The organism is Lichenicola sp. GTC18331, from assembly GCF_055386855.1.
Genome location: NZ_AP045015.1, coordinates 1,317,758 through 1,329,700 on the forward strand (window position 1 = coordinate 1,317,758; position 11,943 = coordinate 1,329,700).

Consider the following 11,943-nt stretch of genomic DNA (forward strand, 5'->3'; position numbering starts at 1 on the left):
ATGATGGGAAGGTATGGAGAATGCTGTCGTGAAGAGCGCGTCGTTGCCGGATCTGCGCCGGCTCCGCTATTTCCTCGCCGTCGCCGAGGCGGCGAGTTTCCGGCAGGCGGCGCAGGCGCTCGGCATGGCGCAACCGCCCTTGAGCCAGCAGATCATGGCGCTGGAAAAGCAGCTCGGCGAACGGCTCTTCATCCGCCATCCCCGCAACGTGGAACTGACCGATGCCGGCCGGGTGCTGCTGGCCGAGGCCGAACCGCTGCTGGCGCAAGCGGCCGAGATTCCCGAGCGGCTCCGGCGGGCGGCGAGCGGCCGCATCGGGACGCTGCATCTGGGGTTCACTCCGGCGCTGGCGCATCATCCGCTGCTGCCGAAGCTGTTGCGGTCGTTCCGGGCCGAGGCACCCAGGATCGAGCTGCGGTTCAAGGAAGCCGATACCGATTTCCTGTGCCGGGAGGTGACGGCGGGACGGATCAAGGCGGCATTCATTCGTCCGCCGGTGCCGGCCTATGAGCGGCTGCGCGTCGACAAGCTGGTGGACGAGCCCTTGAAGCTTGCCGTACCCGCGTCCCATCGCTTCGCCGATGGCCCGGCGGTGCCGCTGACGGCTTTGGCGGACGAGGATGTCGTCATGTTCGAGCGCGCGCTGGCGCCCGATCTCTACGACGCGATCATGGCGGCCTGCGCGGAGGCCGGTTTCTCCCTGCGCGTCGTGCACCACGCGCCGCAGAAGGCTTCGGCGATGATGCTGGCGGCCGGGGGCGCCGGCATCACGATCGTGCCGGCCTCGCTCGAAGGGGTTCACGGCGACGCGCTGCGCATGGTGGCGATCGACGGAATGCAGCCGACCGCCGAGATCGCGCTGGCGACCCATAGCGGCGAGCACAGCGCGCCGCCGATCGCGTTTCGTCGCCTTTGCCTTGCCCACCGGGATCCGCCAGCCGGCGGCTAGACCGACGAATTCTTGCCCGAGAAAACAAATCTCCCGTATACGCCTGGGTCGGATCGGAGCGATCCGTCAATGTCGAGCCTGGAATCGATCCGTCGGGCCGGGCTCGCGGGACAGGGTCGGGTCGGTTATCGCAGAACCGGAACACGGTCGGACCCGGGTCTCCGACGCAAGACGCGGAGCAGGCCGAAGCCGGAGGAAACGGCGTGAGCGAGTATACATACAGGCATGACGACGCGCTGGCGGCGTTCGATGCCGGCTTCACCAGCAGGATCGGCGACGGCAGCGGCGAGACCGAGGAAGCGTTCCACGGTGCCCTCCGCCAGGCGGCGTGCTGCAAGGCGGGCGGCCGGTTTCTGGATATCGGTTCGGGCTTCGGCCGGGTAGTCGGCATGCTGCAGCCCTTCGCGGGGCAGCTCGTGGGGATCGAACCGGACCGTGCCCGCTTCGCGCTGTGCCGCGATCGCAACGCCGGTTTCCGGCACGTCACGATCCTGAACGGCGTCGCCTCCGCCCTGCCGCGGACCCGTCGCGACCGCTTCGATCTGATCACCGTGTCCATGGTGGTCCAGCACGTGTCCACCGCCGCGTGCCGCGCCATCCTGTCCGACGTGCGGGCCCTGCTGAAACCGAACGGCGTGGCGCTGATCGCGACCACCCATTTTCCGGAACATCGCTTCACCACCCAGCTCGGTGGCGAGGCGTTGTCCCGGGACGCGTTCGACCTCTACGCCGGCCGGAGCGATGCGCAGGAGCAGGGATTGCCCGTTCGCTTGTTCGACCGGTTTTCGTTCCACGAGGCGCTGGACGCGGCCGGGCTCAGGATCCAGAGCGACCAGCAATTCTATTACGCGCGTCCCTTCATGCGGGCAGCCTTGGCGGCGAATTACGGCGTGCCCGAGGCGGCGCTGGAGAATTGCGGATTGAGCCAGTTCGCCCTGGTCACCGCGGGCGATGCCGTGCCGCGCGATCCGTGCAGTCGTCTGCTGCGCCGCCTGCGCCGCCGCCGCGTGCGTCTGCGTCCGGACCGAGCGCTGCCGACATGAACGCCGAGACGCTCCGGTGGGGTGCCACGATCCTGCTGTTCTACACCCTCGCGCTGGCCGGCGCCGCGCTGTCCGCCGCCCCCCTGCGTTCGGACGTGGCGATCGTTCTGGGCAACGCGGTGTATCGCGACGGCACCCCGTCTCCGCGTCTGCGCGCCCGTCTGGACGAAGCCCTGCTGTTGTTCCGGCACGGCAAGGTAAAGCGCATTCTGGTCAGCGGCGGCGTGGAGCCCTGGAACGGGATCGACGAGGCCGAGGTCATGGCGCGCTACCTGAGACGGAACGGCGTGCCGGAAGCGGCGATCCTGCAGGACCCGCACGGCGACAACACGCAGAAGACGGCGCAGAACGCGCGGGCCCTGCTGGGTCCGGGACGATCCGTGGTGGCGGTGAGCCAGTGGTTCCATCTTCCGCGCACCATGCTGGCGCTGCGCGCCTACGGGTTCCGGCCCGTCTCCGGCGCCTGGCCGCGCTGGTGCGAATTGAGGGACATCCCCTCGTTCCTGCGCGAGATGGTGGCGCTGCCGGTCTATGCGTTCCGGCTGACCGGACCGGCCGGGAAAGCCGGGCCGCAGGGCGGGAGCCTCACTCGCCGGACCCGTTCGGAAGCGATATGATGCCAACCCTCGCGCTTCTGGAACCCGGAACCACCATGACCCGCCGCCTGTTCGGTCCTCTTGCCTTCTCCTGCGTGCTTCTGGCCGCCACCGCCAGCGGGGCCGCGACGCATCACCGGCACCGGAGCCACGCCGTTTCGGCCAATCCCGTGATCCTGACCCAGCAGCCCGGCACCGCGCTCGACACCGCCGCGCGTCAGCTGAACGCCGAGGATCTGGCCAGCGCCAAAAAGCGCAACGAAACCCCGATCGTGCTGATCGGCTCCGCCCCGCTCTCCACCCGTCGCGGCGACGCCGCCCTGTTCGTGCAGGTGCAGTCCGCCAGCCTGTGCGGCTCTGCCGGCTGCTCCACCTCGGTCTATCTCGGCCATGACGGCAACTGGACGAAGGTGCTGGATTCCGTCAGCGGACCGATCAAGGTTCTGGCGACCAGCTCGGGCGGCATGCACGACCTGATGGTCGGCGACAAGGATCGCTGGACCTGGTTCGGCGGCGCCTACCACGACACCATGCCCGCAGCCCCGATCGGCAACCTGAAGAAATCGGTGGAACGGCATCAGGCGGCGGTGAAACAGGCGGACGGGGGCTGAGGAGGAAGCGGGCCCCGCCCGCATCCTGGGTCGAGAGGTCGGGGCGACCTTGGCGTCGTTCCGCAGGATCGAGCCCGGTCTTGAAGTGACCGGAAGCAAGATGGCTCGTTGAAATCATGCCGATCCGCCGACGGCAGAAGATCGCTGCCGCTTGCTTGTCGTACGCCTCGCCAGATCCCGTTGACGCAGCGCCTGATCCACAAGCGAGTTGACGCGGCGCCGAGCGAGCCAAGGTCGCTGTCGGCGGGCTTGTCGTATCGGGTTGCCGGTCGGCGACTGTGCTCGAGCTTCGCGTGCAGGCGTTGGAAAGAAGTCGTCGGCATCGACGAACTGGACTGGTCTGGAAAAGTCTTCGGCCTCCCGATGGGCAGAGACGTCACCGGCTCTCCTGCCCGGACGACGTTCCGGCCTCATCGCATGGTGCGATCCAGAAAGTCATGCGTCAGATGCGCCACCTGGTCCGTCGCCTCGTCGAGGGCGAAGTGGCCAGCATCGAGAATATGCAGCTCCGCACGAGGCACATCCGTTTTGTAGGCTTCCGCGCCCGGGACGATGAAGGACGGATCGTAGCGCCCCCAGAGCACCAGAACGGGAGGCTGGTGCGCACGCAGCCAGGCTTGCCAGATCGGATAGGCGGCGACGTTGGTTCGGTAGTCGTAGAGCAGCGCAGACTGGATCTCCCGCTCGCCCGGCCGTGCCAGGATCGCATACTCGTCTGCCCAGCTATCGGGGTTATAGCGTTCGGGGTTCGGACTATCGCCGAGGTGACGCTGCTTGGCTCCCTCGAGCGAGGTGAAGGCGTCCAAGGTTTCCGGGTGTCCGGCGGGATCCTTCCAGAATTCGGCTATCCCCTTCCATTTCGGCCCGAGACCCTGCTCGTATGCGTTGGCGTTCTGCACCACGATGGCCCGTACCTGTTCGGGGTGGGCCATGGCCATGCGGAAACCGACCGGGCCGCCATAGTCCTGGATGAACAACGCGTACGATCTGATCCCGAGATGCTCGATCAGCCCCTGCATGGTGCGCGCGAGGTTGTCGAACGTGTATTCGTATCGAGACGGTGGCGGCGCGGCGCTCCGGCCGAAGCCCGGATAGTCCGGCGCGATCAGGTGATAACGGTCGGCCAACAAGGGCAGCAATGCGTCGTACTGACGCGAGGAGGACGGGAAACCGTGCAAGAGCAGCACGGTCGGCGCGTCCCGCGGTCCGGCCTCGCGGTAGAAGATGTCGAGCCCCCCGACCGCGACCTTGTGATATGTCGTGGTCGACGCGGTTGACGGCACCGTTTGTATCGTGGCTGTGGAAAGGGTGGCCGCGGCGGCTGCCGCGAGAATGGTTCCTGTCATTGACGCCTCCTGACAGGCGTATTGTGGGTGTCGTTCGCAGGGGCGATAAGTCTCATGCCTCGCACCACACCGCTGCGGCCGGCGACCAAATGCGGAGGATGCCATCGCCGACCGGCTCGATGCCATGCGCGCCTTTCTCGCCGTCTGCGACACCGGCGGCTTCTCGGCTGCCGGACGACATCTCGGCCTGTCGTCGCCGGCCACCACGCGGCTCGTTTCTGCGCTGGAAGATGTGTTGGGCGTCCAACTGTTCCATCGCAACACGCGAAGCGTGCGTCTGACCCAGGCCGGTGCGGTCTACCGCCCGCTCGCACGGGAAACACTGGACAGGGCTGCCCTGGCCGAGCAGGCGGCGCGCGCCGAAGGCGCGGCCCCGTCGGGCACCATCCGCATCGCGATGCCTCTCGTCTTCGGCAGGCTGCATGCCGCTCCGGTCATCGCCGATTTCATGGATCGTCACCCGGAGACCAGGATCGAGCTTTTCCTCGGCAACGAGCACGCGAGGCTGATCGAGGACCGCGTCGATCTCGCGATCCGCATCGGCGTTCTGCCCGACTCGGAGCTGACGGTGCGCAAGCTGGGCAGCACCGGCGTGGTGCTGGCAGCAAGCCCCGGATACTGCAACAAGGCCGGCACACCCCGATCGCCTGACGAGCTGGCGTCGCATCGGCTGATCGGCTCCACAGGCGTCGTGCCGCGCCGCGTATGGAGCTTCCGGATCGAGGACCGGAATGTCCGGATCAACGTCGACCCCATCATCCACAGCAACAATGCCGAGGCCGCTATCGCCCACGCCGAGGCAGGCCTGGGCATCGTCTCAGCCCTGCACTACCAGATTTCCCCCCAGCTCCGGTCAGGTGCGCTGGTCGAGGTGCTGGCCGCTTTCCGGCCGGAGGCGGCGCCCATACAGCTGGTCATGCCCCGCGCGCGCTACATGTCCCCGGCAGTACGCGCGCTGGCCGACGCGTTCGGTGCAGCGCGATCTAGGTGGTCCGACGGGCCCGGCGCGGACGGGGCGGCACGAAGCGATGGTTGTTGAAAGCAGACATCCGGCGATGCGAATGAAGCCAAGGAGGCTGCCGGCTATCTTGCCGTATCGGGTTGCCGATCGGCGACGGTGCTTCAGGGCTTGAGAAGCAGCGTTCGACGAGGTTTCCGAGCGCGTGGAGGTGTCCGCCGCTTAGCACCGGTTTTCGCGACTGCGCTCGGGCGCGATGACGGTAGCAACACCCGTCGCGTCGAGGTCGATCGGGATCTCAGTGTCTTAGCCTTTGTCTGCGCGTCGCTATGCTCGACCTCGCAACCCTTCTTCGAGAGGTGTGTCGCCCAAGCCGATCGGGTTGCCCATCTCGGTCCCAGTCAGGCGTTGGCCCCATGCCGCACCCGCGCCGAGACGGGCTCCCGCACCCAGCATCGGAACGCGTGGGAATCGCCACGTCGGCAGACGAAAGTTCCCTGCTACAGCAGCGGCGTCAGATCCAACGTCTCAGAGATTTTCCAGCCAAATCAATGGCTTCTGGAGCGGGTGAAGGGAATCGAACCCTCGTATGCAGCTTGGGAAGCTGCCGTTCTACCATTGAACTACACCCGCATGCCCGTCGGACGGGAGCACGGTTATAGGCGGCGCAACCCCGCTCCGCAACAGCGCTTGGTTGACGCGCGGCGGGGGCGGCTCCTAGCATGACCTTGCTTCCGGCGTCCCAAATGACGGCGGAGCCCTCGTGATTTGTCCGGCCGGATTGCGGCGAGGTGAAACAAGCGCGCTAAAGAGGCCCAGGAGCGGTCGTTCGCGCCCGTTTCTCGGCATCCAGGCCGGGTTCGAGTCATCGCGCGAGCGTGGTGAACATCCCCGGGGAAGCGTTTTCATGACCACCAAGAGCCCGTTCCATCCCGCCACGCTGCTGCTGCACGAGGGCACCGACCGCACCCCGTTCGGCGAAACCAGCGAGGCGATGTTCCTCACCTCGGGCTTCGTCTACGACGATGCCGAGCAGGCCGAGGCGACCTTCCTGGGCCAGGCGCAGCGCTACCAGTACAGCCGCTTCGGCAACCCCACCGTCGCCACCTTCGAGCGCCGCATGGCCGCCCTGGAAGGCGCAGAAGCCTGTCGCGCCACGGCGACCGGCATGGCCGCGGTGTCGTCGGCACTTCTGGCGCATCTGAAGGCCGGCGACCGCATCGTCGCCTCGCGCGCCCTGTTCGGCTCCTGCCACTGGATCGTGTCCACCCTTCTGCCCCGCTACGGCATCGAGAGCGTGTTCGTGGATGGCGGCGATCGCGCGGCCTGGGCGGAGGCGCTGAGCAAGCCGACCCAATGCGTGCTGCTGGAAACGCCGTCCAACCCGATGCTCGACGTGCTCGACCTGCGCATGATCGCCGATCTGGCGCATGCGGCCGGCGCTGTCGTGGTGGTGGACAACGTGTTCGCGACGCCGCTTCTGCAGAAGCCGCTGGAACTGGGCGCCGACGTAGTGGTGTATTCCTGCACCAAGCATATCGACGGCCAGGGCCGCGTCCTGGGCGGCGCCGTTCTCGGCCGCCAGCAATGGATCGAGGAAACGTTGCAGCCTTTCCTGCGCAACACCGGCCCGGCCATGTCGCCGTTCAACGCCTGGGTGCTGTTGAAGGGGCTGGAGACCCTGGCGCTCCGCGTGCCGGCGATGGCGCGCAATGCCGAGCAGGTGGCGGATTTCCTGGCCGATCAGCCGGAGGTGGCCCGGGTCTGGTATCCGACCCGCACCGACCATCCGCAGCATGCCCTGTCGCAGAAGCAGATGCAGGGCGGCGGCACGCTGGTGACGTTCGCGCTCGCCGACAAGGCGGCGGCGTTCCGCTTCATGAACGCGCTGCAACTGATCGCGATCTCCAACAATCTGGGCGACAGCCGCTCGATGGTGACGCATCCGGCCACCACCACGCACATGAAGATCGGCGTGGAGGAACGGGCGGCGCTCGGCATCACCGACGGCGTGATCCGCTTCTCCGTGGGCCTGGAAGACGTGCGCGATCTGCTGGACGATCTGCGTCGCGGCCTGCGTGCCGCCTCCGCCGGAAGCGCCGGCGCGGGAGAACTCGCTGCCGAATAGGGTGTTGAACGGGGAACGCGCGATGAGGGAGAAGGGCAAGATGCCGCCCGGCATGGGGACGGAAGACGAGTTTCCGGGCGAGGACGACGCCCCCGCCCCCTTCACGCGCGTGACCCGCAACATTCGCGTCGGCGTGCGCACGGTGTTCCTGGAAGACCAGTCGCAGCCGGAGGAACGCCAGTTCCTGTGGGCCTATCGCATTCGGATCGAGAATCTGGGCGGGGAAACCGTTCGCCTGCTGCGCCGGACCTGGCGCATCACCGACGGCAACGGACGCATCGAGCAGGTGACCGGCGACGGCGTGGTCGGCGAGCAGCCGCAGCTGGGGCCCGGAGAGGCGTTCGAATACACCTCCGGCACCCCGCTCGGCACGCCCAGCGGCTTCATGACCGGGCACTACCAGATGGCCGTGATCGGATCGAACGAGCGCTTCGACGTGGCCATCCCCACCTTCAGCCTGGACAGCCCGCACCAGCCCGGCATCGTGCATTAAAACGTTGCACACTGGACACGCCGCCGGTCCGGGCCGACATAACCCGCGCGCCGGACCGATCCCGTCCGTACGCGCTCTTCGTTGCAGCAAGGCAGACCCCATGGACCAGCCCATCGGCACTCCGGCCGGCCCCCGATCGACCGCAGGCCGTCCCACAGAGCAGGAAGCCGAAGAGGCGGTGCGCGTGCTTCTGCGCTGGGCAGGCGAGGACCCGGCCCGCGAAGGGCTTCTGGATACGCCCGGACGCGTCGTGCGCTCCTACAACGAGTTCTTCCAGGGCTACGAGCACGATCCGATGGCGATCCTGTCGCGCACCTTCTCGGAAGTCGAGGATTACGACGAGATCGTCCTGCTGCGCGACATCCGGTTCGAAAGCCATTGCGAACACCATATGGTGCCGATCATCGGCCGCGCGCATGTCGCCTATCTGCCGAAGCGGCGCGTGGTAGGGATCAGCAAGCTGGCGCGTGTGGTCGACATCTATGCCAGACGCCTGCAGATCCAGGAGCGCCTGACGGCGCAGATCGCCAACACCATCGACGAGGTGTTGCAGCCGCACGGCGTCGCCGTGATCCTGGAAGCGGGGCATCAATGCATGAGCACGCGCGGCGTGCACCGTCCTGGCGTATCGATGGTGACGAGCCGGATGCTGGGCGTGTTCAGGAACAATTCCGACACGCGCAAGGAATTGTTGTCGATGCTGAACCGGCCTTCCGCGGCGACGCCGTTCGAGTAGGCGACGCGCTCAAACCCACGCGTTGTTGAACATCTCCGTTCTTTCCATCCGGAACGATTCGTTTTCCTCTCGTGCCGATCGTCGTCGGCCAAACAAGAGCGTGGCAAGCGCCCTGGCCTTTCGGACGGCGTGCCGTAGAGGAAAGGGCCGCTCGTGCCAGCACGCAAACTCTTCGCATCCCTGCTCGTCGCGGGCAGCCTCCTGTCCTGCCCGGCACTGGCCGACGGGATGCTGCATGCCGATGGTCGCAACATCGTCGATGCCAACAACACGCCCGTGACGCTGCGCGGCGCCAATCTCGGCGGCCTGTTCGTCATGGAAGGCTTTCTGACGCCGATGGTGACCAGCAACACCACCGACCCCGCGCAGCCGACCGATAATTTCGGGCTGATCCAGACACTGATCAACCGGTTCGGCGAACCCGAAGAGCAGGCGCTGATCAAGGCCTTTCAGGAAAGCTGGATCACCCGGGACGATCTCCAGACGATCCGCAACAAGGGCTACAACGCCGTTCGCGTTCCGGTCTGGTGGGCGAATTTCTACAGCTTCGGCAACGTCTCGAATGGCGGTTTCCGCTCGGATGCATTCGACGAACTCGATCGCATCGTCAACGCCGCCAGCGCCGTGGGTCTCTATGTCATCATCGACCTGCACGGCGCTCCGGGCGGCCAGAGCTGCAACGAATCCACCGGCCATGCCGGGCCGAACGGCAACGAGGACGGCACCGGCCAGCCGTGCAGCGGCGGCGACGGCAGCACCAACCGATTCTGGAGCAACGGCACCGACCAGGGCAACACGCAATGGCTCTGGTGGCAGATCGCCAACCACTACAAAGGCAACGCCGCCGTCGCCGGCTACGATCTTCTGAACGAACCGCGGGGCGCCAGCAGCAAGGAGCAGGTCTGGGGCGTCTACAACGATCTCTACAAGGCCGTGCGTTCCGCCGACCCGGACCACATGATCTTTCTGGAAGGTGCGTTCGGCGGCTACGGCAACTGGAACTGGGACGAGTTGCCCGATCCCGCGCAGTACGGCTGGACCAACGTCGTCTACGAGATGCACGAGTACCAGTGGGCACAGACATCGGAAGCGGCGCGTTCCGGCGCGGACCGGCAGGTGTCGGACTTCAACAACCACGCATCCTGGAACGTTCCCGGCCTGATCGGCGAATTCAACCCGTTGACGACCGGTTCGGCGGACTGGGCCTACTCGGTCAACGATTACGACCGGGCCGGACTGAGCTGGACGATGTGGACCTTCAAATCCTCCAACAGTCCGGTTCCGAATTTCTGGGGCATGTTCGACACCAACAACACGGGCTGGGCCCCCAACGTCAACACGGACAGCCCCGACTGGATCGCCAAGGACTGGCAGATGTGGACGACGCCGAGCGCGTTCTCGGAGAACACCACCGGTCTCTGAGGGCGGCGTTCAGGGGACCGCCCGTTTCCCGGATTGACATAGGAAACGGTCGTTTCCTATGTTTCCCCCATGAGCAATCCAGCCTCGTCAACGGAGCGACGGCCGATGGGCCGTCCACGCAGCTTCGACATGGGATCCGTTCTCGCCCAGGCGGTCCTTGTCTTCCGGCAGCGCGGCTATGACGGCACGTCCATCGACCATCTCAAGGACGCGACCGGCCTGACGGCCGGCAGCCTCTACAAGGCGTTCGCAAACAAGAAGCAGGTCTTCGCAGCGGCGTTCGCCCACTATGTCGGAACGCGAAGAACCCTGCTGTCCGAGCGCCTCGACGGTGCCCTGTCCGGTCGCGAACGCATCGCGGAGACATTGCGTTTCTATCTGGACTCCGCATCGGGCTCGGAAGGGCGGCAGGGTTGCCTCGTGCTAGGGAGCCTGGTCGAGACGACCATCCTCGATCCTTCGCTTCAAGCCGCGGTCCGGACGACGCTGAACGAGAATCGTGAAGCGCTGATCCTCCTTCTTCGCGACGGACAAAAGGACGGATCGATCCGAAGCGATCTGGCCGTCGAGTCCTGCGCCGACCTGCTGTTGAGCCTGCTGCAAGGCTTTCGCGCCATCGGCAAGCTGCACGATCTGGCCGATCACGACGCCCTGATCGCGATCGCCCTCAAGACACTCGACTGATCGGAAGAAACCCCATCATGAGCAATCCTGCTTCCGCCGAATTTCCTCGTGACGACGCCACGTTCCGCCACGCGTTCGAAACGATCGACGGTCTCCGCCTGCACTATGTGACGGCCGGCCCGGAGGATGCCGATCCTCTCGTTTTGCTTGCCGGCTATCCGCAAAGCTGGTTCGCGTGGCGGCATGTGATGCCGCTCCTGGCCGGGCGTTTCCGGCTCATCGCCATCGACCTCCCGGGACAGGGCGATTCCGACAAGCCTCTGGACGGCTACGACACGGCAACGGTCGCACGGCGCGTTCACGACCTGCTCGGACGCCTCGGCCTGTCTCGCTACGGGCTTGCGGCGCACGATGTCGGCGCCTGGGTCGCGTTGCCTTACGCTCTGATGTTTCCGCAGGAGGTCGCCCATCTGGCTCTCCTCGATGCCGGCATTCCCGGAATCACGTTGCCGGACATGCTGCCCACGGCGCCGGAGCGCGCATGGCGGACATGGCATTTCGCATTCCACGCCGTTCCCGACCTCCCCGAGGCCCTGATCGCCGGCCGCGAGCGCGTCTATCTAGACTGGTTCCTGCGCCGCAAAACCGCCAATCCTCTCGTCTTCACCGACGCGGATTTCGATGAATATGTCCGCATCTTCTCCATGCCGGGAGCGCTGCGGGCAGGACTCGCGTTTTATCGGTCGGCCAGTCTTTCCGCCGAACAGAACCGGGCGCTCGTCAGCGGAGCCAAACTCGCCATGCCCGTTCTGGCCGTTAGCGCCGACCAGGGCTCGATACCCGACATGGCTGCTCCGCTGCGTCCTTTTGCCGACGAGATTCGCGGCGAGACCGTCGAACGAAGCGGACATTTCATTCCCGAGGAACAGCCGGAGGCGCTGGCTCTCCTGTTCGGTAGCTTCTTCGGAGAGTCCTGAAAACGGATGAAACGTCCCATTTTCACAGGAACGTTTCAAACGTCCATACGCATCGCCGAT

12 protein-coding genes, 1 tRNA gene and 1 riboswitch are annotated in these 11,943 nt (G+C 66.1%); of the genes, 11 read left to right on the forward strand and 2 right to left on the reverse strand.

Annotated elements, in window-relative coordinates; genetic code table 11:
- Nucleotides 1-13: 13 nt before the first annotated feature.
- The 4 genes from ACZ5BM_RS06125 (at nt 14) to ACZ5BM_RS06140 (ending at nt 3,199) form a co-directional block, all read left to right on the forward strand.
- Nucleotides 14-949 (forward strand): LysR family transcriptional regulator, encoded by a 936-nt coding sequence (locus ACZ5BM_RS06125; protein ID WP_498910625.1) that lies wholly within the window; start codon nt 14-16, stop codon nt 947-949.
- A 203-nt stretch (nt 950-1,152) separates the two neighbouring features.
- Nucleotides 1,153-1,992, forward strand: a complete 840-nt coding sequence (locus ACZ5BM_RS06130; protein ID WP_498910627.1) for a class I SAM-dependent methyltransferase — start codon at nt 1,153-1,155, stop codon at nt 1,990-1,992.
- Nucleotides 1,989-2,609 carry a YdcF family protein gene (locus ACZ5BM_RS06135; RefSeq protein WP_498910629.1) on the forward strand — a complete coding sequence of 207 codons (621 nt, stop codon included), beginning with the start codon at nt 1,989-1,991 and terminating at the stop codon, nt 2,607-2,609. The genes ACZ5BM_RS06130 and ACZ5BM_RS06135 overlap by 4 nt, the downstream gene beginning before the upstream one ends.
- A gap of 35 nt (nt 2,610-2,644) precedes the next feature.
- The gene (locus tag ACZ5BM_RS06140) at nt 2,645-3,199 is read left to right on the forward strand and encodes a hypothetical protein (protein ID WP_498911517.1); all 555 of its coding nucleotides are present in this window, start codon (nt 2,645-2,647) and stop codon (nt 3,197-3,199) included.
- Between the two features lie 410 nt (nt 3,200-3,609).
- Here the strand turns inward: ACZ5BM_RS06140 and ACZ5BM_RS06145 are convergent, their stop codons facing one another.
- On the reverse strand, nt 3,610-4,482 hold the full coding sequence (locus ACZ5BM_RS06145; protein WP_498910631.1) for an alpha/beta fold hydrolase: 873 nt from the start codon (nt 4,480-4,482) through the stop codon (nt 3,610-3,612).
- A gap of 187 nt (nt 4,483-4,669) precedes the next feature.
- Here ACZ5BM_RS06145 and ACZ5BM_RS06150 point away from each other — a divergent pair, with 187 nt between their 5' ends.
- Entirely contained in the window at nt 4,670-5,584 is a 915-nt protein-coding gene (locus ACZ5BM_RS06150; RefSeq protein WP_498910633.1) for a LysR family transcriptional regulator, read from the forward strand.
- Nucleotides 5,585-6,062: 478 nt separating this feature from the next.
- Here ACZ5BM_RS06150 and ACZ5BM_RS06155 read toward each other — a convergent pair.
- Nucleotides 6,063-6,136, reverse strand: a tRNA-Gly gene (locus ACZ5BM_RS06155).
- A 117-nt stretch (nt 6,137-6,253) separates the two neighbouring features.
- A riboswitch (SAM riboswitch) is annotated at nt 6,254-6,333 on the forward strand.
- A gap of 77 nt (nt 6,334-6,410) precedes the next feature.
- Between ACZ5BM_RS06155 and metZ the strand changes: the two genes are divergently transcribed.
- The 6 genes from metZ to ACZ5BM_RS06185 all read left to right on the forward strand — a co-directional run bounded on the left by metZ (nt 6,411) and on the right by ACZ5BM_RS06185 (nt 11,883).
- Nucleotides 6,411-7,631 (forward strand): PLP-dependent aminotransferase family protein, encoded by a 1,221-nt coding sequence (gene metZ / locus ACZ5BM_RS06160; RefSeq protein WP_498910635.1) that lies wholly within the window; start codon nt 6,411-6,413, stop codon nt 7,629-7,631.
- A 22-nt stretch (nt 7,632-7,653) separates the two neighbouring features.
- Complete coding sequence (apaG, locus tag ACZ5BM_RS06165; protein WP_498910638.1) at nt 7,654-8,124, forward strand: Co(2+)/Mg(2+) efflux protein ApaG; 471 nt, start codon at nt 7,654-7,656, stop codon at nt 8,122-8,124.
- A 100-nt stretch (nt 8,125-8,224) separates the two neighbouring features.
- Nucleotides 8,225-8,860 carry a GTP cyclohydrolase I gene (folE, locus tag ACZ5BM_RS06170; RefSeq protein ID WP_498910640.1) on the forward strand — a complete coding sequence of 212 codons (636 nt, stop codon included), beginning with the start codon at nt 8,225-8,227 and terminating at the stop codon, nt 8,858-8,860.
- Between the two features lie 153 nt (nt 8,861-9,013).
- Nucleotides 9,014-10,282, forward strand: coding sequence for a glycoside hydrolase family 5 protein (locus ACZ5BM_RS06175; RefSeq protein ID WP_498910642.1), 1,269 nt, complete (start codon nt 9,014-9,016; stop codon nt 10,280-10,282).
- Between the two features lie 105 nt (nt 10,283-10,387).
- Nucleotides 10,388-10,966: a TetR/AcrR family transcriptional regulator gene (locus tag ACZ5BM_RS06180; protein WP_498910644.1), complete on the forward strand. Its 579-nt coding sequence runs from the start codon at nt 10,388-10,390 to the stop codon at nt 10,964-10,966.
- A 17-nt stretch (nt 10,967-10,983) separates the two neighbouring features.
- The gene (locus ACZ5BM_RS06185) at nt 10,984-11,883 is read left to right on the forward strand and encodes an alpha/beta fold hydrolase (RefSeq protein WP_498910645.1); all 900 of its coding nucleotides are present in this window, start codon (nt 10,984-10,986) and stop codon (nt 11,881-11,883) included.
- The last annotated feature ends 60 nt before the right edge of the window (nt 11,884-11,943 follow it).

What these genes read in the sequence shown, in the direction of transcription:
- ACZ5BM_RS06185 (WP_498910645.1), top strand. Translation starts at nt 10,984, where the DNA reads ATGAGCAATCCTGCTTCCGCCGAATTTCCTCGTGACGACGCCACGTTC.
- ACZ5BM_RS06150 (WP_498910633.1), top strand. Translation starts at nt 4,670, where the DNA reads ATGCGCGCCTTTCTCGCCGTCTGCGACACCGGCGGCTTCTCGGCTGCC.
- apaG (WP_498910638.1), top strand. Translation starts at nt 7,654, where the DNA reads ATGAGGGAGAAGGGCAAGATGCCGCCCGGCATGGGGACGGAAGACGAG.
- ACZ5BM_RS06125 (WP_498910625.1), top strand. Translation starts at nt 14, where the DNA reads ATGGAGAATGCTGTCGTGAAGAGCGCGTCGTTGCCGGATCTGCGCCGG.
- ACZ5BM_RS06135 (WP_498910629.1), top strand. Translation starts at nt 1,989, where the DNA reads ATGAACGCCGAGACGCTCCGGTGGGGTGCCACGATCCTGCTGTTCTAC.
- metZ (WP_498910635.1), top strand. Translation starts at nt 6,411, where the DNA reads ATGACCACCAAGAGCCCGTTCCATCCCGCCACGCTGCTGCTGCACGAG.
- ACZ5BM_RS06140 (WP_498911517.1), top strand. Translation starts at nt 2,645, where the DNA reads ATGACCCGCCGCCTGTTCGGTCCTCTTGCCTTCTCCTGCGTGCTTCTG.
- ACZ5BM_RS06180 (WP_498910644.1), top strand. Translation starts at nt 10,388, where the DNA reads ATGGGCCGTCCACGCAGCTTCGACATGGGATCCGTTCTCGCCCAGGCG.
- folE (WP_498910640.1), top strand. Translation starts at nt 8,225, where the DNA reads ATGGACCAGCCCATCGGCACTCCGGCCGGCCCCCGATCGACCGCAGGC.